Origin of the sequence: Pseudoalteromonas maris (genome assembly GCF_049257235.1) — a bacterium.
GTDB lineage: Bacteria > Pseudomonadota > Gammaproteobacteria > Enterobacterales > Alteromonadaceae > Pseudoalteromonas.
In genome coordinates this window covers 57,893-77,470 of sequence record NZ_JBMMUF010000009.1, presented here as the reverse complement: position 1 = coordinate 77,470, position 19,578 = coordinate 57,893, and the positions used below count along the sequence as shown (strand labels likewise).

Genomic DNA, 19,578 nt, shown 5'->3' with positions numbered 1-19,578 from the left:
CATCAACCGCCCACTGCAAGAATTGAATTACTTAAGGTGAATACTCATGTTCGGACCACTCACAACGTCGTCTTCAAACCAACGCGCTGTGATTGTCTTAGTCTCTGTGTAGAAACGTACACCTTGCTTACCGTATGTGTGCTGATCGCCATAGAACGAGCCTTTCCAGCCCGTGAATGAGAAAAATGGTAACGGCACAGGAATAGGCACATTAATACCTACTTGGCCTACTTCGATATGGTGTTGGAATTTACGGGCTGCTGCACCGCTTGCTGTGAAAATTGATGTTCCGTTGCCATATGGATTGTCATTGATTAAGGCAATGGCCTCATCAAGCGTATCAACGAATACACAGCAAAGGACCGGACCGAAGATTTCCTCGCGATAGATTGCCATATCGGTGGTGACGTTAGTAAATAGCGTTGGACCAACCCAGTTACCTTCCTCATAACCTTCTACTGTGCAGTTAGAGCCGTCCAACAAGCATTCTGCACCTTCTGCTTTACCTTGCTCGATAAGCGAAAGAATACGTTGTTTTGCCGCCACGGTAGTTTGTGGGCCGTATGCTGAATCCGCTTTATCCCAAGGGCCAGGCTTAACAACGCTAAGCGCTTCTTTTAAATCGCCTACCCATTGCTGTGCGCTGCCAACGAATACAGCAACAGAAATACCCATGCAACGCTGACCAGCCGCACCGACCGATGAACCAACAAGGTTATTGATTACGTTTTGCTTGTTGGCATCAGGCATTACAACAAGGTGGTTTTTAGCACCCACACAGCACTGTACGCGCTTAAGGTTCGCCGTACCTTTGTCATAAATATATTGACCCACACCACATGAACCAACGAATGAAATTGCACGCACGTCTTGGTGCTCAAGAATTTGGTCCACTTGAGATTTGGTGCCATGCACAACCTGAAGAACACCTTTAGGCGCACCGGCTTCTTCAAACAACTCAACCAAGCGCATTGGTGTAAGTGGGTCTTGCTCTGAGGGCTTAAGTACAAAGGTATTACCGCACACAATCGCCAATGGGAACATCCATAATGGGATCATTGCTGGGAAGTTAAATGGCGTTACACCTGCACACACACCCAGTGGTTGAATTAATGAATAGGTATCGATGTTACGTGCTACGTTTGAAACAGTTTCACCCATCATGTTTGACGGTGCATTAGCTGCTTGCTCTACTACTTCAATACCACGCCATACGTCGCCTTTAGCGTCTTCAAATGTTTTACCTAGCTCATGGCAAATGATTGTTGCAAGCTCATCGTGGTGATCTTTTAATAACTGCGCGTATCGCATCATAATTCGAGCGCGTTCACTGACTGGAACTTCTTTCCACGTTTGAAACGCTTCTTTTGCCGACGCTATCGCTTCTGCCACTTCGCTCTGTGTCGCCATAGGTACTTGGGCTAACACTTCTTGGTTCGCTGGATTAACAACGTCTAGCCACTGCGATGATTCTGACTGGCGCATTTCGCCGCCGATGTATAATGGTACCTTATGCATATGCATGTCTCCCCAAATATGAAAAGCGCCCAGTCATTGTTGTTATGAGGGCGCTTGAAAAAATTAAAGTGCTTCTACTGCAAGAGCGACTGCTTCACCACCACCGATACACAGTGATGCGATACCGCGTTGCTTACCTTGCTGACGAAGCGCATGAATCAATGTCGTTAAAATACGAGCGCCACTTGCACCAATAGGATGACCAAGCGCACATGCACCGCCATTGACGTTTACTTTGTCTTTGTTTAGGCCCATCTCATTAATGGCGAGCATAGTAACCATGGCGAACGCTTCGTTGATCTCCCAAAGGTCAACGTCGTCTTTGTCCCAACCAAGTTTGCTCAGTAGCTTTTCCATCGCGCCTACAGGTGCGATAGTAAATTCAGCAGGTAGACGAGAATGCGTAGTGTGACCGCTGATCTTAGCAATTGGTGTCATACCTTGTTTTTGAGCCTCAGCATAACTCATAACCACAAGTGCAGCCGCACCGTCTGAGATTGATGAAGAGTTAGCAGCGGTTATTGTGCCGTCCTTCTTGAACGCAGGACGTAACGCTGGAATTTTGTCTGGACGAGCATTACCTGGCTGCTCGTCTGTATCTACCACAACGTCACCCTTACGAGTGCTAATGGTGTGTGCTACAACTTCATCTGCAAAGGCGCCAGACGCAATTGCTTTGTTCGCTTTTTCCAGTGACAGAACAGCAAATTCGTCCATTTGCTCGCGGGTAATGTCGTACTGGTCCGCTGTAGCTTGGGCGAAGCACCCCATCGCTAGGTTGTCATAAGCGTCTTCAAGACCATCCATCATCATGTGATCTTTAACTTCACCATGGCCCATGCGCATACCGCCACGCGCTTTAGGTAGCATGTAAGGTGAGTTAGTCATACTTTCCATACCACCAGCTACAACGCTATTAACACTTTCAGCTTTAATCAGGTCGTGCGCAAGCATGACAGCTTTGAGGCCTGAACCACATACTTTGTTGATAGTAGTTGCACCGGTGTGTTTATCCATACCCGCCTTTAACATGGCTTGACGTGCAGGTGCTTGACCTAGACCAGCTGGTAAAACGCAGCCCATGATCACTTCGTCGATTTCTTGAGCGTTCATGTTTACGCTCTCTAGAGCGCCTTTAATAGCAGTGGCACCTAGCTCTGTTGCTGATGCACCGCTTAAAGCTCCCATAAAGCCGCCCATAGCGGTACGTTTAGCACTAACAATAACGATGTCGTTGTCATTTAGCTGTGAGCTCATTTTTATCTCTCCATAATCAGTTTCAGTTGAGCATACATAAAATTTACGTTTACGCCAACGTCAATCAGATAAACAAAATGCTCACAAAATAGTCGCTGTAAACTTTTCTGACCAACACATATGAACACTAGCAAACATCCTGACGAAAACGCACACCATAGTATTTACGCTGCCTAGAGCCGAAATATCTATAGATAATTAGTTCTAAAAGAGTTTATAAAACCAGCTTTACCTTTACGTAAACTTCACTTATATTGGTGTTAATATTTTGTAGTAGATAAGACTAAATAATGATGACCGAGCAAAGCCAACAGGAACAGACTTTCTCCATCAGCGACTTGGCGAAAGAGTTTGACATTACCACCCGAAGTATTCGCTTTTATGAAGACCAAGGGCTAATTACACCTCGTCGCAATGGCCAAACACGTATTTACTCAAAGCGTGACAAGGTGCGCCTAAAATTGATCCTACGCGGTAAACGCTTAGGCTTCTCACTCGCTGAAACCGGTCGCTTATTCGAGCTTTACGACGCAGACAAATCCAGTGCTAAACAGCTCGTTACCATGCTCGATCTTATCGAAGACAAAAAAGCACACCTCATTCAACAAATGGACGACATTAAGGTCGTTTTAATGGAATTAGTAACAGCGGAAAAACGCTGCCGCGAAACACTCTCACATTTACAACAGGATTAATCATTATGAGTACTATCTCGCTTTATAAAGAACTCAACTTCGGCCTGGGCGAAACAGCCGATATGATCCGTTCACACGTTAATAGTTTTGCAAGTGCCGAAATCGCGCCTCTTGCCGAGAAAACCGATGAATCAAACCAATTCCCCAACGAGCTTTGGCCACAACTTGGCGAAATGGGTCTGTTGGGTATGACTGTTGACGAGCAGTACGGTGGCGCGGGTCTTGGTTACCTAGAACACGTTATTGCGATGGAAGAAATTAGCCGTGCAAGCGCTTCTATTGGGCTAAGCTATGGCGCCCATTCTAATCTGTGTGTAAACCAAATATTCCGCAACGGTAACGAAGAGCAAAAACAAAAATACCTACCTAAATTGGTAAGCGGCGAACACATTGGCGCGCTTGCGATGAGTGAGCCAGGTGCAGGATCAGACGTTGTGTCTATGCGTCTTAAAGCTGAGAAGAAAGGCGATCACTACATCCTTAACGGTAATAAAATGTGGATCACCAATGGTCCTGATGCACATACCTACGTTATTTACGCAAAAACAGACGCTAACGCTGGCCCTAAAGGCATTACTGCGTTCATCGTTGAACGTGACACTCCAGGGTTCACACAAGCACAAAAGCTCGACAAACTAGGCATGCGGGGCTCAAATACCTGTGAACTCGTATTCGAAAACTGCGCCGTACCTGAAGAAAATATATTGGGTAACCTCAATGAAGGTGTAAAAGTGCTGATGAGCGGCCTTGACTATGAGCGCGTAGTGTTAGCAGGCGGACCGCTAGGTATCATGCAAGCATGTATGGATGTCGTTGTGCCTTATATTCATGAGCGTAAGCAGTTCGATACGCCAATTGGTCAATTCCAGTTAATTCAAGGCAAAATCGCTGATATGTACACGCAAATGAATGCGGCTCGTTCATACGTATACACAGTAGCTCGTGCATGTGACCGTGGCGAAACAACACGTAAAGACGCCGCTGGCGTAATCCTTTATGCAGCAGAGTTGGCTACGAAGATGGCGCTTGATGCGATTCAAATCCTCGGTGGCAACGGCTATATCAACGAATACTCTACAGGCCGTCTATTACGTGACGCGAAGCTATACGAAATCGGCGCAGGTACCTCTGAGATCCGTCGTATGCTAATTGGCCGTGAGCTATTCACCGAAAGCCGATAAGGTGCATTATGACCATACTAAACTCTGCGATTAATCCTAAGGACGCGCAATTTCTCGCAAATGACGAGTCAATGCGCGCCTTGGTGAAAGATTTACACGATAAAGCTGCCACATTGCGTGGCGGCGGTGGCCCAAAGTATGTTGAGCGTCATCAAAGCCGCGGTAAGTTGTTTGTACGTGACCGTATTGAGCACCTGCTTGATGAAGGTTCTCCATTTTTGGAAATCGGTCAGTTCGCCGCATTTGGGGTATATGAACAAGACATTCCTTGCGCAGGTGTTGTAGCCGGTATCGGACGCGTGCAAGGCGTTGAATGTATGATAGTTGGCAACGATGCAACAGTAAAAGGTGGCACGTATTTCCCGCTTACAGTCAAAAAGCACCTTCGTGCTCAAGAGATTGCTGAGCGTTGTCACCTACCCTGCATCTACCTTGTCGATTCAGGCGGTGCCAACTTGCCAGAGCAAGACGAAGTATTCCCAGACAAACTGCACTTCGGTCGCATCTTCTTCAACCAAGCCCGTATGTCAGCAAAAGGTATTCCACAGATTGCTGTCGTTATGGGTTTGTGTACTGCTGGGGGAGCCTACGTACCCGCAATGGCAGATGAAAGCATTATCGTAAAAGAACAAGGCACAATATTCTTGGCAGGTCCTCCACTGGTTAAAGCAGCCACTGGCGAAGAGGTAAGTGCTGAAGATTTAGGTGGTGCAGATGTGCACTGTAAAGTGTCGGGTGTCGCCGATCACTACGCTGACAACGATGAACACGCATTGTCTATTGCGCGCCAATGTATTGCCCGTATCAATCATGTGCGCCCTGTTGCTCAGATGCTAGAAACGGTCAAGCCTCCTCGCTATGACATTCATGAACTCTACGGCATCGTCGGTAGCGACCTTAAAAAGAGCTTTGATGTACGTGAAGTCATCGCACGTATCGTTGACGATTCATCGTTTGACGAGTTTAAGCGTTACTTTGGCGAAACGCTGGTTACTGGCTTTGCTCATATCTACGGTCACCCTGTAGGTATCGTTGCCAATAACGGCGTGCTATTTAGTGAATCTGCACAAAAAGGCGCTCACTTTATTCAACTGTGCGCCAAACGTAATATCCCACTTGTGTTCTTACAGAACATCACAGGGTTTATGGTTGGCCAAAAATATGAAGCTGAAGGCATAGCCAAACACGGCGCTAAAATGGTTACTGCGGTGTCATGTGCTGAAGTACCTAAGTTCACCGTTCTCATTGGCGGCTCTTACGGCGCAGGTAATTACGGTATGTGTGGTCGTGCGTACGATCCGACCATGATGTGGATGTGGCCAAATGCACGCATTTCTGTAATGGGTGGAGAGCAAGCCGCCGGTGTATTAGCACAAGTGAAACAAGATGGTCTCGCCCGCACAGGTGAATCTATGACCGATGAGCAATTGGCCGAATTTAAAAAGCCAATTATTGAGCAATATGAGCGTCAAGGTCATCCATATTACGCCAGTGCGCGCTTATGGGATGACGGCATAATTGACCCTGCCGACACCCGCTCAGTGCTTGGACTAGCACTCGAAGCTGCCGCGAATGCTCCACAAAAAGACACCGAGTTCGGTGTATTTAGAATGTAGGAGTCCACATGTCTGTCACTTTAAATATCAATAAAAGCAAAATAGCGACCCTGACACTACAACGTGTAGACAAACATAACGCCTTTGATGATGTGCTTATCAATGAAATGATCAAGCTTATCGAACATGCCAGTACGTTAGACATTCGGGCCTTAGTACTCAAAAGTGAGGGTAAGCATTTCTCAGCGGGAGCGGACCTTAATTGGATGAAATCCATGAAGGACAACAGTTTTGAAGACAATGTTGCCGATTCACTTGAACTGGCGAAACTCATGCATGTGCTGCACAGCTGCCCTCACCCGACAATTTGTTTAGTACAAGGTGCTGCATTTGGTGGTGCTCTGGGTCTTATTGCAGCATGCGACATTGCTCTGGCAAGCCCAACCGCCAAGTTTTGCTTATCAGAAGTAAAACTGGGGTTAATCCCTGCGGTGATCAGCCCCTACGTCATTAAAGCGATTGGTGAGCGTAATGCGCGACGTTATTTTTTAACCGCTGAGCTATTTTCGGCAGAGCAAGCCCACAGCATGGGCCTTGTGCATGACATATCAGAAGATCTCGAAGCGCACTGCGACAGCATGCTCGACATTATTACCGACAATGGTCCTATGGCAGTGAAAGCTGCTAAACAACTTATCAATGATGTCGCTGGTAAAGATATTGATGAGTCGCTACGCCAATTAACAGCCGAACGCATCGCTGCGATTCGTGTTAGCGACGAAGGTCAAGCTGGCCTCAATGCATTTTTCAACAAAGAAGCCCCTGCTTGGCAACAACAAGGATAAATCATGCTTAGACGAATTCTAATAGCAAACCGCGGTGAGATTGCCTGTCGTGTAATTCGCAGCGCAAAAGCGTTAGGCATGCATACCATTGCCGTATATTCAGATGCTGATGCCAACGCGCAACACGTGAAAATGGCCGACAGTGCCTTTCACATTGGCCCTGCGCCAAGCAAATCTTCCTATTTGGACATGGACAAGCTATTTGCCGTGGCCGAGCAAGCGGGTGCCGATTGCATTCACCCTGGCTATGGCTTCTTGTCGGAGAATGAAGCATTTGCACAGATGTGTGAACAAAAAGGCATTACGTTTATAGGCCCTTACGCCAAAAGTATCGAAGCGATGGGATCAAAAACACGAGCCAAAGAAATTATGGCGGATGCCAATGTTCCTTTGGTGCCTGGTTATTATGGCGACAAGCAAGAGCCTGATTTTTTAGCAGCAGAAGCCGATAAAATTGGTTACCCAGTGCTTATCAAAGCCGCTTACGGCGGTGGCGGTAAAGGCATGCGTGTAGTGCGTGACAAACGTGACTTTTTGAGCGCGCTCGAAGGTGCAAAACGCGAAGCCATCAGTAGCTTTGGTAATGACTTAGTGCTTATTGAACGCTATGTTGATAACCCTCGACACGTTGAAGTACAAGTCTTTGCTGACAAACACGGTAACTGTGTTTATCTCGGTGATCGCGACTGCTCATTGCAGCGTCGCCACCAAAAAGTCATTGAGGAAGCCCCTGCTCCAGGTCTTAGCGACACAATGCGCAAAGCCATGGGTGAAGCAGCCGTGCGTTGTGCCCAAGCGATTGACTATGTTGGTGCGGGTACTGTCGAATTTTTGCTATGTGGCGAAGAGTTCTTCTTTATGGAGATGAACACTCGTCTGCAAGTTGAACATCCTGTGACTGAGATGGTAACCGGAGTTGATCTTGTAAAATGGCAAATAGAAGTTGCCTCAGGTGCGCAACTGCCACTGAGCCAAGAGCAAGTAACAATTAGTGGTCATAGTTTTGAAGCACGCCTATACGCAGAAGACCCAAGTCAACAATTCATGCCAAGCAGTGGCACATTGACCCATTTGCGTTTCCCTACGCAAACGCAAGATGTGCGTGTTGATACAGGAGTGACGTGTGGCGACGAGATCAGTTCTTTCTACGATCCTATGGTTGCAAAGCTCATCGTCAAAGCCGATAACAGAACACACGCATTGGCATTGTTAGAGCGCTCATTAAATGAGACGTTTGTTGGTGGTGTTAGTGCCAACATTGACTTTCTCATAGCGCTTTGCCAAGCAAAACCGCTGCAAGATGCGACAATGGATACGCACTTCATCGATAATCACTGCGATGAGCTCACTGCCCAGCCACAACCTGATCACCTGACTATGGCGATGGCGGCCTGGGTATACTACTGCCATTTACAAGCAAAAGACGCTAAACGCAGTTCACCTTGGACCCAGCTTTGTGGCTTCAAACTCAATTCTGTTAATGAAATCAAAGTTCCCTTAGCCGATCATGACATCGTGCTTCATGCCAATACTAGCGGCTTAATGCTTGATATTGATGGTGAGTCTTATTCGTTAAAAGGCGAACATTTAGGCGATGGGACCTATATCGCCGTTGTTAACGGCCAACGCCTCAGTGCGGATGCCACAATCGATGAAGACACTTTGACCGTCCTTCTTTGCGGACGTCAATATGCCTTTAACCTCACATCAAAGCATTACATTGGTGCAGAGCAAGCTGGCAGTGATGCACTAGCGGCGCCAATGAATGGCACTGTCGTAAAGCATCTGTTGACTTTAGGTAGTGATGTGAAACAAGGCGACGCCATTGTCGTGATGGAAGCCATGAAAATGGAATACACACTTAATGCTCCGTTTGACGGTGTACTTACAAGCTATTGCTACGGTGAAGGTGAGCTTGTTAGTCATGGTGCGCTTCTTGCGGTTGTAGAGGAGCACAGTTGATGAGCTGCGCAACACATTTTCCTAGGTCTGTACGCATTGTTGAAGTAGGCGCACGCGATGGCTTACAAAACGAACAAAGTGTCACTACCGAAGACAAAGTAACGCTTATTAACAGCCTAATTACAGCGGGATTAAAGCACATCGAAGGGGGCGCGTTTGTATCCCCTAAATGGGTGCCGCAAATGGCAGACTCGAGTGACGTCTTTGCGTCGATAACACGACAAGGTGATGTTCTTTACAGCGCCCTAACCCCAAATTTAAAAGGTGCCGAGTTGGCGCTCGCTGCTAACGTAGGTGAATTTGCCATTTTTACTGCGGCAAGCGAAGCGTTTACGCAAAAGAATATCAATTGCTCGATAGAACAAAGTATCGAGCGCTTTAGGCCCGTGGTCGAACTTGCTAATGAACATGGTATTAAGGTGCGCGGCTATGTTAGCTGCGTCCTTGGCTGCCCTTATCAAGGCGATGTAGATCCACAGCAAGTACTGTCGGTGTGTAAACAATTGTTGGCCCTTGGCTGCTATGAAGTGAGCTTAGGCGATACCATAGGTGTTGGCACAGCTAATCAAGTCGAGTCTTTATTGACACTGCTGCTCGAACACATTGATGCAGGCAAGCTTGCCGTGCACTTTCATGACACCTATGGCCAAGCAATAAGTAACATCTATGCGGCATTGAAAATGGGCATTAGCACTGTTGATAGTGCAGTGGCTGGGCTTGGCGGTTGTCCATATGCCAAGGGTGCGTCAGGAAATGTTGCCACCGAAGATGTTGTCTATCTGTTGCAAAAGCTTGGCATAGACACGGGAATTGATTTAAAAACACTGGCCCACGCTGGCGACGCAATCTGTAAAGCGCTGGGCAAAAAGCCACAAAGTAAAGTTGCCAATGCCATATTGGCCAGTGAACAATAAAAACCAAGGAGTGCTTAGACATGTCCGGATTTAATAAAGTAGTAAATAGTTATAGCGAAGCCATGGCTGGGCTTAAAGATGGTGACACCATCATCGCTGGTGGTTTCGGCCTATGCGGTATCCCTGAGGGCCTAATCGCAGAAATTAAACGCATGGGCACCACCGACCTAACTGTTGTCTCAAACAACTGTGGTGTTGATGATTTCGGTTTAGGTATCTTATTGCAAGACAAACAAATCAAAAAAATCATTGCCTCTTACGTGGGTGAGAACGCCTTATTTGAAAAGCAAATGCTTGATGGCGAGCTAGAGGTCGAATTAACACCTCAAGGCACACTTGCAGAGAAAATGCGTGCTGGTGGCGCTGGCATCCCGGCTTTTTATACCGCCACAGGTTTTGGGACACCAGTAGCCGAGGGCAAAGAAGTCAAAGAATTCGACGGTCGCCCATATATTCTTGAAGAGTCTATTACTGGCGAATTCGCCATCGTCAAAGCGTGGAAAGCAGACCGTTATGGCAACTTGGTATTTCGCCACACAGCCATGAACTTCAACCCTATGGCTGCGACTGCAGGTAAAATTACAGTGGCCGAAGTTGAAGAAATCGTCGAACCAGGTGAGTTAGATCCGAGTCAGATTCATACGCCTGGTATTTATGTGAATCGTGTGATCAAAGGTGACTTTGAGAAACGTATTGAACGTGTAACAACGCGCAACGCTTAAGGAGATTGAGCATGTCATTAAATCGTGAACAAATCGCGCAGCGCGTGGCAAAAGAATTACAAGATGGTTATTACGTAAACCTAGGTATTGGCATCCCAACTTTGGTTGCAAACTACGTTCCTCAGGGCATTGAGGTGATGTTGCAATCAGAAAATGGTCTTCTCGGTATGGGCCCTTACCCTACTGAAGATGAGCTCGATGCTGATATGATTAACGCGGGTAAAGAAACCGTTACAGCTGCTACAGGAGCGGCTATATTTAATAGCGCAGATAGCTTTGCCATGATACGTGGTGGTCATGTAGACTTGACGGTACTTGGTGCATTTGAAGTAGATCAGCACGGCAACATTGCCTCGTGGATGATCCCGAAAAAGTTAATCAAAGGCATGGGTGGAGCGATGGATCTCGTCGCAGGTGCAAAGAACATTATTGTCACCATGACCCATGCTAGTAAGCACGGCGATTCAAAGTTACTTGAGCACTGCGAATTACCCCTAACCGGTGTAAATTGCGTAAAGAAAATCGTAACTGACTTAGCTGTGTTAGAAGTCAAAGATGGCGCATTTCATTTGCTAGAACGCGCTCCTGGTGTTAGTGTTGATGAAATAATCAGCAAAACAGCGGGTAAACTCATCGTTGAAGGCGATGTGCCAGAAATGAGCTTTGACTAACGGGCAAACCTATTTAGGCGCCCTTATGTACCGTCCTCATTCCCAGTGCTAGTTGGCACTGTGTTACCCAAAACCCCTCTTTTGAGGGGTTTTTTTTATGCCATTCAAAGTTACATATTTCGTTACACTCTACCTTGTGCAATCTATCGCCATTTAATGTCATTAACACTTTAGTAATGCTAAATTAACCGTGAATTTCTGGGAGTCCAGCATAGTTAATTAAGGAAAAATAATGAAGAAAATGACCCTCAGCGCGATAAGCATGGCAGTAATGTTGTCGCTCAGTGGCTGTGCCACAACTGACAGCAATACTTCAAGCGCAGCAGTGAAAGCGGCAAGTCAAACAGCTAATTTGCCTTTCGTTGATATCAAATATGACATGTTTACGCTAGATAACGGCCTTAAGGTGATCGTTCATACTGATAGAAAAGCACCCATCGTTGCGGTAAACGTATGGTATGACGTTGGTGCAAAGAACGAAAAAGTCGGTAAAACAGGCTTCGCTCACTTATTTGAACACCTAATGTTTAATGGCACCGAAAACTACGATGACGAATATTTTGGTCCATTCGAACGTGCTGGGGCGACAGAGCAAAATGGTACAACTAACTCTGACAGAACCAATTACTTCCAAAACGTCCCTACTCCCGCTTTAGATATGGCGCTATGGATGGAATCAGAGCGCATGGGTCACCTACTAGGCGCAGTCACCCAAGAAAAACTCGATGAACAACGCGGCGTTGTTCAAAACGAAAAACGCCAAGGTGAGTCTCAGCCTTATGGCACAATGTGGGACAATATATGGAAATATACCTTCCCTCAAGGTCACCCATATTCATGGTCTGTTATTGGTTCAATGGAAGATCTGAACGCAGCGTCACTTGATGATGTGCATCAATGGTTTAAAGATTTCTATGGCCCTAATAACGCAGTGTTAGTGCTCGCAGGTGACATAGATGTTGAGACAGCCAAACAAAAAGTAAACACCTTCTTTGGTGATATCAAACCTGGCAAACCTGTTGCCAAGCTTGAGAAATGGATAGCTAAACGAGATGAACAAACACGCTTGGTTATTCAAGACCGAGTGCCAGCGTCACGTATTGTAAAAGTCTGGAATACAGCAGAAAAAGGCAGCATTGATGGCGAATACCTGTCATTACTAAGCGATGTTCTTGCTGGCGGTAAAAATTCACGCCTTTACCAACGCCTAGTTTACGATGAACAGCTTGCATCGAGTGTATTTGCGTACAATTATCAGCGCACGCTTGCTGGCCAAATCATCATAGGTGCGGACGCTTTAGATAAAGCAAATATCGATAAAATCGAAGCCATCATCGATGAAGAAATTGCCCGCGTAATTGATCAAGGCCCGACACTAGATGAGTTAAACCGCATTAAATTTGCTAATGCAGCTGGTTGGGTAAAACGTGTTGAAGGTGTAGGTGGTTTTGGCGGTAAGTCGGATGTATTGGCATCAGGTGCCGTATATCATGAGAACCCTGGTTTTTATCAAGAAGCGTTTGCTATAAGCGCAAATGCAACACCTAGCGATGTTAAAGCAGCTGCAAAACGCTGGCTAAGCGATGGAGATTTTGTTTTAACTGTACATCCGTTTGACAAACTGGCTTCAAGCGAAAGTGGTGTTGATCGCTCTACAGGTGTACCTGCTGCTGGCGACGTCCCTACTCTTGAGCTTCCAGAAGTCACCTCCTTCACTTTAAGTAATGGCCTGGAAGTTGTTCTTGCACAGCGCAGCGATACGCCTGTTATTAATCTACGCCTAGATTTAGATGTGGGCACTGCAACTGACTCAAACCAGTTACCTGGTGTCGCAAACTTCGCTGCAAATATGTTAGATGAAGGTGCAGGTGAGCTAAATGCGCTGCAGCTTGCAGGCGAACTCGAGAAACTAGGTGCTTCTATCTCAACAAGTGCCAGCCTAGACAGCACGTCGATTTCAATGTCAGCAATGACAGTGAACTGGCAAAAGAGCCTAGCGCTTTTTTCAGATGTATTACAACGCCCTACATTTGCTGATAGCGACATAGAACGTGTGCGTAAACTTATATTACAAGGCATAAAGCAAGAAAAAGCACGCCCAATGACCAATGCCCTGCGCGTCCTGCCACCACTACTATACGGTGAGGATCACCCATACGGCAAAGCATTAACTGGCTCTGGTACTGAGGATTCTGTCGCCAATATTAGCCGTGATGATCTGCTCGCCTTTACCTCAAAATGGATGCGCCCTGATTTAGGTCGCCTTGTTGTAGTGGGTGACATCGACAAGTCACAGCTTCAATCGTCACTTGAGAGTGCTCTGGCCTCGTGGCAAAAGCCTAACTCACAAACACCCACGCTGATGATCCCTGAGGTGGCAGCTGCAGATAAAGCGCGCGTGTTTGTTTTAGATAAACCTGAGTCGCCACAGTCACTAATTATCTCTGGTTTGCTAGGCCCTAATTCACAACAATTAAGTGCCCAAGACGAAGTCACGCTGGATATGATGAACACTATCATAGGCGGCAGCTTTACATCACGTATGAACATGAACTTACGTGAAGACAAAGGTTGGTCGTATGGCGCTCGTACTATCTTGATGAATACCGATGCTCAAAGCCCGTTCTTTGTTTATGCGCCGGTTCAAACTGATAAAACGAAAGAATCGATTCAAGAGATCCTTAAAGAACTCAATGGCTATATCGGTGATACACCTGCTACTGAAGATGAACTTGCAAAAGTCGTAGCGAATAAAACGGCTAAGCTTCCGGGGCGTTATGAGAAGAAACAGTCCTTACTTAACGCGCTAGCTGATGCCTATGACAGTGGACGTGACGTTTCTTACCTAGAGAGTTATGCGGATTTGGTGCGTACACCTGATGTTGCGACTATCCAACAAGAAGCGAAAAAGTTAATAAACCCACAACAACTTACATGGGTTATCGTGGGTGACAAAGAGAAGATTAAAGGACAAATCGAGAGCCTCAATTTAGGTGAAGTTATTTACTTAGATTAGTCGCTTTAGTAACACTGAAAGCCCCTTAATTAAGGGGCTTTTTTAATGCATTTCAAAAGGATAAGAGACTTTATATTTCACAAACATCTGTTTGATTTCGCCACTATCCAACAAATGTTGAAACTGTGTATCCCATCGTTTTTTTAAGCGTTGCCCGCGCTCGTCATCGTGAAACGCAATGTAAAGCCCTTCTTCATGAATTACTTTACAATCAACCTCAGCTATCAGAGAAGGATGAGCATCAAACTCTAAGTTAATTTCTGTCAACGCATCAATGAAGTAGTCCACTCTCCCCTTGGAAAGCATTTGCAGCCCTTTTGCACGATCAGGAACCTCATAAAACTGTTTGATATCAAAAATTGCCTCGTAGCCATAATCTTTAACCCAGGCGCCAACGCCATATTGAAGCGTGTCTACTCTGGCGGGAACTGCTCCTTTTTTAACACACGCGGCGACATAATCGACATCAATAAATTGTGCAGTTATCAGGCTATGATCATCCCCTTCTATGTCAGATGCATAGATCCCTAAAATGAAATCCACATCTCCTTTATTGAATTGATTAACCGCGCGCTGATAAGTGGTTGCTTCAAGACTAAGTAATTCGCCTTCATATATGCGATTGGCTATCTCCCAATACAATCCTGAGCCGTCGTCATGAGTGAAGTTCGCCCACATCTCACTGACACCGTGGATATGGTTAATATCATCATGAAATGCAAAACACGGAGCACTCAGCACAGTTAAGCTTGTAAAGAAGTAAAGATGTTTAAAACCCATAATAGCTATTTTGGGGAAGCGTTTAGGACTAAGTATAGACAATGAATTCCCACATTATATGCCGATGTTCGAAGCCATCGCGCCATTCTCACTACCAATTCATTATCGTAATACTAATTTGCAGATAAGTGGCCACTGAAACCCATATAAAATAAGGGATTTGCATCAAGGCTACGACACGATAGCGAGGCCAAATTACCACCATGATCCACACAATAGAAAGCCAAACGACGATAATATCAACACTCGCTAGGGGGAGATTACGCAAGCCAAACTGTATCGGTGTGAACGCAAGGTTTGCGACTAAATTAACTATAAATGGTACGGCAATCGCTAGTTCTAATTTGCGTCTGAACGTTTGGATAAATATAAAAGCAAAGCTAATAAATATTAACGGATATAGGATTTGCCACATTAATCCTATAAAGGCAGGTTGAGGTGTCCAACTTGGTTTGGCGAGTGTGTTGTACCACTCAATGAATGACAATTCTTCCATACATATGTATTCCTCTATTTATGTGTATGAATATACGTCCAAAAGCGACTATTGGATCCACTTCACTGATGACTACACACTAAGTAAGCGGCCTACTCGTTCACCTTACACATGAGTAGACATTTAAACTAATACGGGTTCTATATGGAGCAAAAATGGCAGGAAGATGTGCTCGAACGATACGTCCACGAGATATAAAAAAAGCCCGCATTTAGCGAGCTTTTTGTCATAAAGACAGAGATTACCAACCAGTCTTCTCTTTAAGTGCTTTACCAATATCAGCAAGTGAACGTACAGTTTTAACGCCAGCAGCTTCTAGTGCAGCAAATTTCTCATCAGCAGTACCTTTACCGCCTGCAATGATTGCACCAGCGTGGCCCATACGCTTACCTGGAGGAGCAGTTACACCTGCAATGTAAGAAACAACAGGCTTAGTGACGTTCTCTTTGATGTACGCCGCAGCTTCTTCTTCAGCAGTACCGCCGATCTCACCGATCATTACGATAGCTTCAGTTTGCGGATCTTTTTCGAACATCTCTAGTACGTCGATAAAGTTAGTGCCAGGGATTGGGTCACCACCGATACCAACACACGTTGATTGACCGAAGCCAGCGTCAGTAGTCTGCTTAACCGCTTCGTAAGTAAGTGTACCAGAACGTGATACGATACCTACTTTACCAGGCTTGTGGATATGGCCAGGCATGATACCGATCTTCGTTTCACCCGGAGTGATAACACCTGGGCAGTTAGGACCGATCATACGAACACCAGTTTCATCAAGCTTAACTTTAACGTCAACCATGTCTAGTGTTGGGATACCTTCAGTGATACAAACGATAAGCTCGATGCCCGCATCGATTGCTTCAAGGATTGCATCTTTACAGAAAGGTGCCGGTACGTAGATAACAGATGCAGTTGCGCCTGTAGCTTCTACTGCGTCACGTACTGTATTGAACACAGGTAGACCAAGGTGAGTTTGACCGCCTTTACCAGGTGATACACCACCTACCATCTGCGTTCCGTACTCAATAGCTTGCTCAGAGTGGAAAGTACCTTGACCACCAGTGAAACCTTGGCAGATTACTTTAGTGTCTTTATTAATTAGTACAGACATTATTTGCCCTCCGCAGCAGCAACAACTTTCTGTGCAGCGTCTGTTAGAGATTCTGCAGCGATGATGTCTAGACCTGAGTTCGCAAGAACTTCACGACCTAGCTCAGCATTAGTACCTTCAAGACGTACAACTACAGGAACGTTTACGCCCACTTCCTTAACTGCACCGATGATACCTTCTGCGATCATGTCACAACGTACGATACCGCCGAAGATATTAACTAGAACAGCTTTAACGTTGTCGTCAGATAGAATGATCTTGAATGCTTCAGCTACACGCTCTTTAGTCGCGCCACCACCAACGTCTAGGAAGTTAGCTGGCTTACCGCCGTGTAGGTTTACGATGTCCATAGTACCCATTGCAAGGCCAGCACCGTTAACCATGCAACCAACGTTACCGTCTAGTGCAACGTAGTTAAGTTCCCACTGTGCAGCGTGAGCTTCACGCTCGTCTTCTTGTGAAGGATCGTGCATCGCGCGGATTTTAGGCTGACGGTATAACGCGTTACCATCAACACCAATTTTACCGTCTAGACAGTGAAGGTTACCTTCGTCTGTGATTACTAGAGGGTTGATTTCAAGAAGTGCGAAATCGTGGTCGTTGAACATGTTCGCAAGACCCATGAAGATCTTTACGAATTGCTTCATTTGCGTTGGGTTAAGACCCAATTTGAAGCCTAGTTCACGTGCTTGGTAAGCTTGAGGACCAACAAGTGGGTCAATCTCTGCTTTGTGAATTAGTTCAGGCGTTTCTTCTGCAACTTGTTCAATTTCAACACCGCCTTCAGTTGACGCCATGAAAACAACTTTACGAGAAGCGCGGTCAACAACTGCACCAAGGTATAGTTCGTTTGCGATGTCAGTACAGCTCTCTACAAGGATTTTAGCAACTGGCTGACCATTTTCGTCAGTTTGATAAGTTACTAGGTTTTTACCTAACCAGTTTTGAGCGAATTCTTTGATTTCTTGTTTGCTGTCAGCAAGTTTTACACCACCTGCTTTACCACGGCCACCGGCGTGAACCTGACATTTAACAACCCATTTGTCACCGCCGATTTTATCAGCAGCTTCAGCAGCTTCCTGAGGTGTGTCACATGCATAACCTTCAGAAACTGGTAAACCATATTCGGCAAAAAGTTGTTTTGCCTGATACTCATGCAAATTCATGATGCTTTATCCAATTTTTTATACCAAAAGAGCTGAATAAAAATGCATTTATTCAACCATCCCAAATTGCGCACCTAGTATAGTTCCCATGGCATAGCTTGAAAACCCTAGTAAGACTAAAGGTGGCAAAAAAAAAGCTGCAAAACACGGTTGCAGCTTAATTTTTAATCAAAAATGACGATTACACGTCAAGTAGAAGACGTGTTGGATCTTCTAGCATCTCTTTGATGGTTACCAAGAAGCCAACTGACTCTTTACCGTCGATTTGACGGTGATCGTAAGAAAGCGCTAGGTACATCATAGGAAGGATTTCTACTTTACCGTTTACAGCCATCGGACGGTCTTGAATTTTGTGCATACCCAAAATAGAAGACTGCGGCAAATTAATGATAGGCGTAGAAAGTAGTGAACCGAATACACCACCATTAGTGATAGTGAAGTTACCACCAGTCATGTCTTCAACAGTTAGCTTACCGTCGCGACCTTTAATCGCAAGGTCTTTAATGCCCTTTTCGATTTCAGCAAGTGATAGCTTGTCACAATCACGAAGTACAGGCGTTACCAGACCACGCGGTGTAGACACTGCAATGCTAATATCGAAGTAGTTGTGATAAACGATATCATCGCCATCGATTGACGCGTTAACTTCAGGGAAACGCTTCAACGCTTCTACAACTGCTTTCACGTAGAACGACATGAAGCCAAGACGTGTACCGTGGCGCTTCTCGAATACTTCTTGATACTGCTTACGAAGGTCCATAATTGGCTTCATGTTCACTTCGTTGAACGTTGTCAGCATTGCTGTTGAGTTTTTAGCTTCAAGAAGACGGTTAGCAATAGTCTTACGTAGACGTGTCATAGGAACACGTTTTTGCGTACGGTTACCTACTGGTACAGGAGTCGCTGCAGCAGTTGACTCTTGCTTCGCAGGTGCACTCTTGATGAACGCATCTACATCTTCTTTAGTTACACGACCGTTTTTGCCAGAACCTTTGATTTGCGAAGCATCTAAGCCTTTTTCAGCAATTAGACGACGCACTGAAGGAGTGAGCACATCAGATGCACTATCATCACCAGACTCTTGAGCAGCAGGAGCCGCTGCAGCAGGCGCTGCAGATGCACTCGCACCTGCTTTCATTGTGCCAATAACTTGCTCAGCAAGTACAGTGTCACCTTCAGCGTGAATGTGCTCACCCATTACACCGTCTTCAGGTGCAACAACCTCAAGTACAACTTTATCAGTCTCGATATCAACTAAGTTTTGGTCGCGGCTAACCGCTTCACCTGGTTGTACGTGCCATGTAGCGATAGTTGCATCAGCAACAGATTCTGGAAGTACAGGAACTTTAATATCCACGTCTTTACCTTCTTGAGCGCCAGCAGCAGGCGCAGCTTTTGTTTCTTCAGATGATGCTGGTGCAGAACCAGCGTCCGCTGCATCAGCTTCACCGATAATTGCAATAACTTGCTCGGCTAAAACTGTTGCACCTTCTTGCTCTTTAATTTCAGTGATCACACCATCAGCTGGCGCAACTACTTCTAAAACAACCTTGTCAGTTTCGATGTCAACTAGGTTTTGATCGCGACTTACTTTGTCGCCAACACTCACGTGCCAAGTTGCAACTGAAGCGTCGGCAACTGACTCAGGAAGAACAGGAACCTTAATTTCTGTGGTCATCTCTTAT

Annotated in this window: 16 protein-coding genes; 9 read left to right on the top strand and 7 right to left on the bottom strand. The window is 45.8% G+C overall.

Features of this window, described 5'->3' with window-relative positions; translation table 11 throughout:
• Positions 1-27: 27 nt before the first annotated feature.
• Both AAEU32_RS12715 and AAEU32_RS12710 read right to left on the bottom strand, forming a co-directional pair.
• Positions 28-1,518, bottom strand: a complete 1,491-nt coding sequence (locus tag AAEU32_RS12715) for a CoA-acylating methylmalonate-semialdehyde dehydrogenase (RefSeq protein ID WP_421970907.1) — start codon at positions 1,516-1,518, stop codon at positions 28-30.
• A 63-nt stretch (positions 1,519-1,581) separates the two neighbouring features.
• Positions 1,582-2,775, bottom strand: coding sequence for a thiolase family protein (locus AAEU32_RS12710; RefSeq protein ID WP_421970906.1), 1,194 nt, complete (start codon positions 2,773-2,775; stop codon positions 1,582-1,584).
• A gap of 290 nt (positions 2,776-3,065) precedes the next feature.
• Here AAEU32_RS12710 and AAEU32_RS12705 point away from each other — a divergent pair, with 290 nt between their 5' ends.
• The 9 genes from AAEU32_RS12705 (at position 3,066) to AAEU32_RS12665 (ending at position 14,337) form a co-directional block, all read left to right on the top strand.
• Positions 3,066-3,470, top strand: a complete 405-nt coding sequence (locus AAEU32_RS12705; RefSeq protein ID WP_421970905.1) for a MerR family transcriptional regulator — start codon at positions 3,066-3,068, stop codon at positions 3,468-3,470.
• A 5-nt stretch (positions 3,471-3,475) separates the two neighbouring features.
• The gene (locus AAEU32_RS12700) at positions 3,476-4,651 is read left to right on the top strand and encodes an isovaleryl-CoA dehydrogenase (RefSeq protein WP_421970904.1); all 1,176 of its coding nucleotides are present in this window, start codon (positions 3,476-3,478) and stop codon (positions 4,649-4,651) included.
• 8 nt (positions 4,652-4,659) lie between these two features.
• The gene (locus AAEU32_RS12695) at positions 4,660-6,267 is read left to right on the top strand and encodes a carboxyl transferase domain-containing protein (protein ID WP_421970903.1); all 1,608 of its coding nucleotides are present in this window, start codon (positions 4,660-4,662) and stop codon (positions 6,265-6,267) included.
• An 8-nt stretch (positions 6,268-6,275) separates the two neighbouring features.
• A complete protein-coding gene (locus tag AAEU32_RS12690; RefSeq protein ID WP_421970902.1) occupies positions 6,276-7,052 on the top strand; it encodes an enoyl-CoA hydratase-related protein in 777 nt (258 codons plus the stop codon).
• A gap of 3 nt (positions 7,053-7,055) precedes the next feature.
• A complete protein-coding gene (locus AAEU32_RS12685; protein ID WP_421970901.1) occupies positions 7,056-9,014 on the top strand; it encodes an acetyl/propionyl/methylcrotonyl-CoA carboxylase subunit alpha in 1,959 nt (652 codons plus the stop codon).
• The gene (locus AAEU32_RS12680; RefSeq protein WP_421970900.1) at positions 9,014-9,928 is read left to right on the top strand and encodes a hydroxymethylglutaryl-CoA lyase; all 915 of its coding nucleotides are present in this window, start codon (positions 9,014-9,016) and stop codon (positions 9,926-9,928) included. Before AAEU32_RS12685 ends, AAEU32_RS12680 begins: the two co-directional genes overlap by 1 nt.
• 20 nt (positions 9,929-9,948) lie before the next feature.
• A complete protein-coding gene (locus tag AAEU32_RS12675; RefSeq protein ID WP_421970899.1) occupies positions 9,949-10,650 on the top strand; it encodes a CoA transferase subunit A in 702 nt (233 codons plus the stop codon).
• Positions 10,651-10,661: 11 nt separating this feature from the next.
• A complete protein-coding gene (locus AAEU32_RS12670; RefSeq protein ID WP_421970898.1) occupies positions 10,662-11,321 on the top strand; it encodes a CoA transferase subunit B in 660 nt (219 codons plus the stop codon).
• 232 nt (positions 11,322-11,553) lie between these two features.
• Positions 11,554-14,337 (top strand): M16 family metallopeptidase, encoded by a 2,784-nt coding sequence (locus AAEU32_RS12665; protein WP_421970897.1) that lies wholly within the window; start codon positions 11,554-11,556, stop codon positions 14,335-14,337.
• A gap of 42 nt (positions 14,338-14,379) precedes the next feature.
• Here the strand turns inward: AAEU32_RS12665 and AAEU32_RS12660 are convergent, their stop codons facing one another.
• From AAEU32_RS12660 to odhB, 5 genes are all read right to left on the bottom strand, one after another.
• On the bottom strand, positions 14,380-15,117 hold the full coding sequence (locus tag AAEU32_RS12660; protein ID WP_421970896.1) for a substrate-binding periplasmic protein: 738 nt from the start codon (positions 15,115-15,117) through the stop codon (positions 14,380-14,382).
• A 91-nt stretch (positions 15,118-15,208) separates the two neighbouring features.
• Positions 15,209-15,613 (bottom strand): TspO/MBR family protein, encoded by a 405-nt coding sequence (locus AAEU32_RS12655; RefSeq protein ID WP_421970895.1) that lies wholly within the window; start codon positions 15,611-15,613, stop codon positions 15,209-15,211.
• 241 nt (positions 15,614-15,854) lie between these two features.
• Positions 15,855-16,727 carry a succinate--CoA ligase subunit alpha gene (gene sucD, locus AAEU32_RS12650; protein ID WP_421970894.1) on the bottom strand — a complete coding sequence of 291 codons (873 nt, stop codon included), beginning with the start codon at positions 16,725-16,727 and terminating at the stop codon, positions 15,855-15,857.
• On the bottom strand, positions 16,727-17,893 hold the full coding sequence (gene sucC / locus AAEU32_RS12645; protein ID WP_347389395.1) for an ADP-forming succinate--CoA ligase subunit beta: 1,167 nt from the start codon (positions 17,891-17,893) through the stop codon (positions 16,727-16,729). Before sucC ends, sucD begins: the two co-directional genes overlap by 1 nt.
• A 181-nt stretch (positions 17,894-18,074) precedes the next feature.
• Complete coding sequence (gene odhB, locus AAEU32_RS12640) at positions 18,075-19,571, bottom strand: 2-oxoglutarate dehydrogenase complex dihydrolipoyllysine-residue succinyltransferase (RefSeq protein WP_421970893.1); 1,497 nt, start codon at positions 19,569-19,571, stop codon at positions 18,075-18,077.
• Positions 19,572-19,578: the final 7 nt, after the last annotated feature.

Excerpts from the sequence above, each read along its gene's own strand:
- AAEU32_RS12715 (WP_421970907.1), bottom strand. The coding sequence starts at position 1,518 with ATGCATAAGGTACCATTATACATCGGCGGCGAAATGCGCCAGTCAGAA.
- AAEU32_RS12710 (WP_421970906.1), bottom strand. The coding sequence starts at position 2,775 with ATGAGCTCACAGCTAAATGACAACGACATCGTTATTGTTAGTGCTAAA.
- AAEU32_RS12705 (WP_421970905.1), top strand. The coding sequence starts at position 3,066 with ATGATGACCGAGCAAAGCCAACAGGAACAGACTTTCTCCATCAGCGAC.
- AAEU32_RS12700 (WP_421970904.1), top strand. The coding sequence starts at position 3,476 with ATGAGTACTATCTCGCTTTATAAAGAACTCAACTTCGGCCTGGGCGAA.
- AAEU32_RS12695 (WP_421970903.1), top strand. The coding sequence starts at position 4,660 with ATGACCATACTAAACTCTGCGATTAATCCTAAGGACGCGCAATTTCTC.
- AAEU32_RS12690 (WP_421970902.1), top strand. The coding sequence starts at position 6,276 with ATGTCTGTCACTTTAAATATCAATAAAAGCAAAATAGCGACCCTGACA.
- AAEU32_RS12685 (WP_421970901.1), top strand. The coding sequence starts at position 7,056 with ATGCTTAGACGAATTCTAATAGCAAACCGCGGTGAGATTGCCTGTCGT.
- AAEU32_RS12680 (WP_421970900.1), top strand. The coding sequence starts at position 9,014 with ATGAGCTGCGCAACACATTTTCCTAGGTCTGTACGCATTGTTGAAGTA.
- AAEU32_RS12675 (WP_421970899.1), top strand. The coding sequence starts at position 9,949 with ATGTCCGGATTTAATAAAGTAGTAAATAGTTATAGCGAAGCCATGGCT.
- AAEU32_RS12670 (WP_421970898.1), top strand. The coding sequence starts at position 10,662 with ATGTCATTAAATCGTGAACAAATCGCGCAGCGCGTGGCAAAAGAATTA.
- AAEU32_RS12665 (WP_421970897.1), top strand. The coding sequence starts at position 11,554 with ATGAAGAAAATGACCCTCAGCGCGATAAGCATGGCAGTAATGTTGTCG.
- AAEU32_RS12660 (WP_421970896.1), bottom strand. The coding sequence starts at position 15,117 with ATGGGTTTTAAACATCTTTACTTCTTTACAAGCTTAACTGTGCTGAGT.
- AAEU32_RS12655 (WP_421970895.1), bottom strand. The coding sequence starts at position 15,613 with ATGGAAGAATTGTCATTCATTGAGTGGTACAACACACTCGCCAAACCA.
- sucD (WP_421970894.1), bottom strand. The coding sequence starts at position 16,727 with ATGTCTGTACTAATTAATAAAGACACTAAAGTAATCTGCCAAGGTTTC.
- sucC (WP_347389395.1), bottom strand. The coding sequence starts at position 17,893 with ATGAATTTGCATGAGTATCAGGCAAAACAACTTTTTGCCGAATATGGT.
- odhB (WP_421970893.1), bottom strand. The coding sequence starts at position 19,571 with ATGACCACAGAAATTAAGGTTCCTGTTCTTCCTGAGTCAGTTGCCGAC.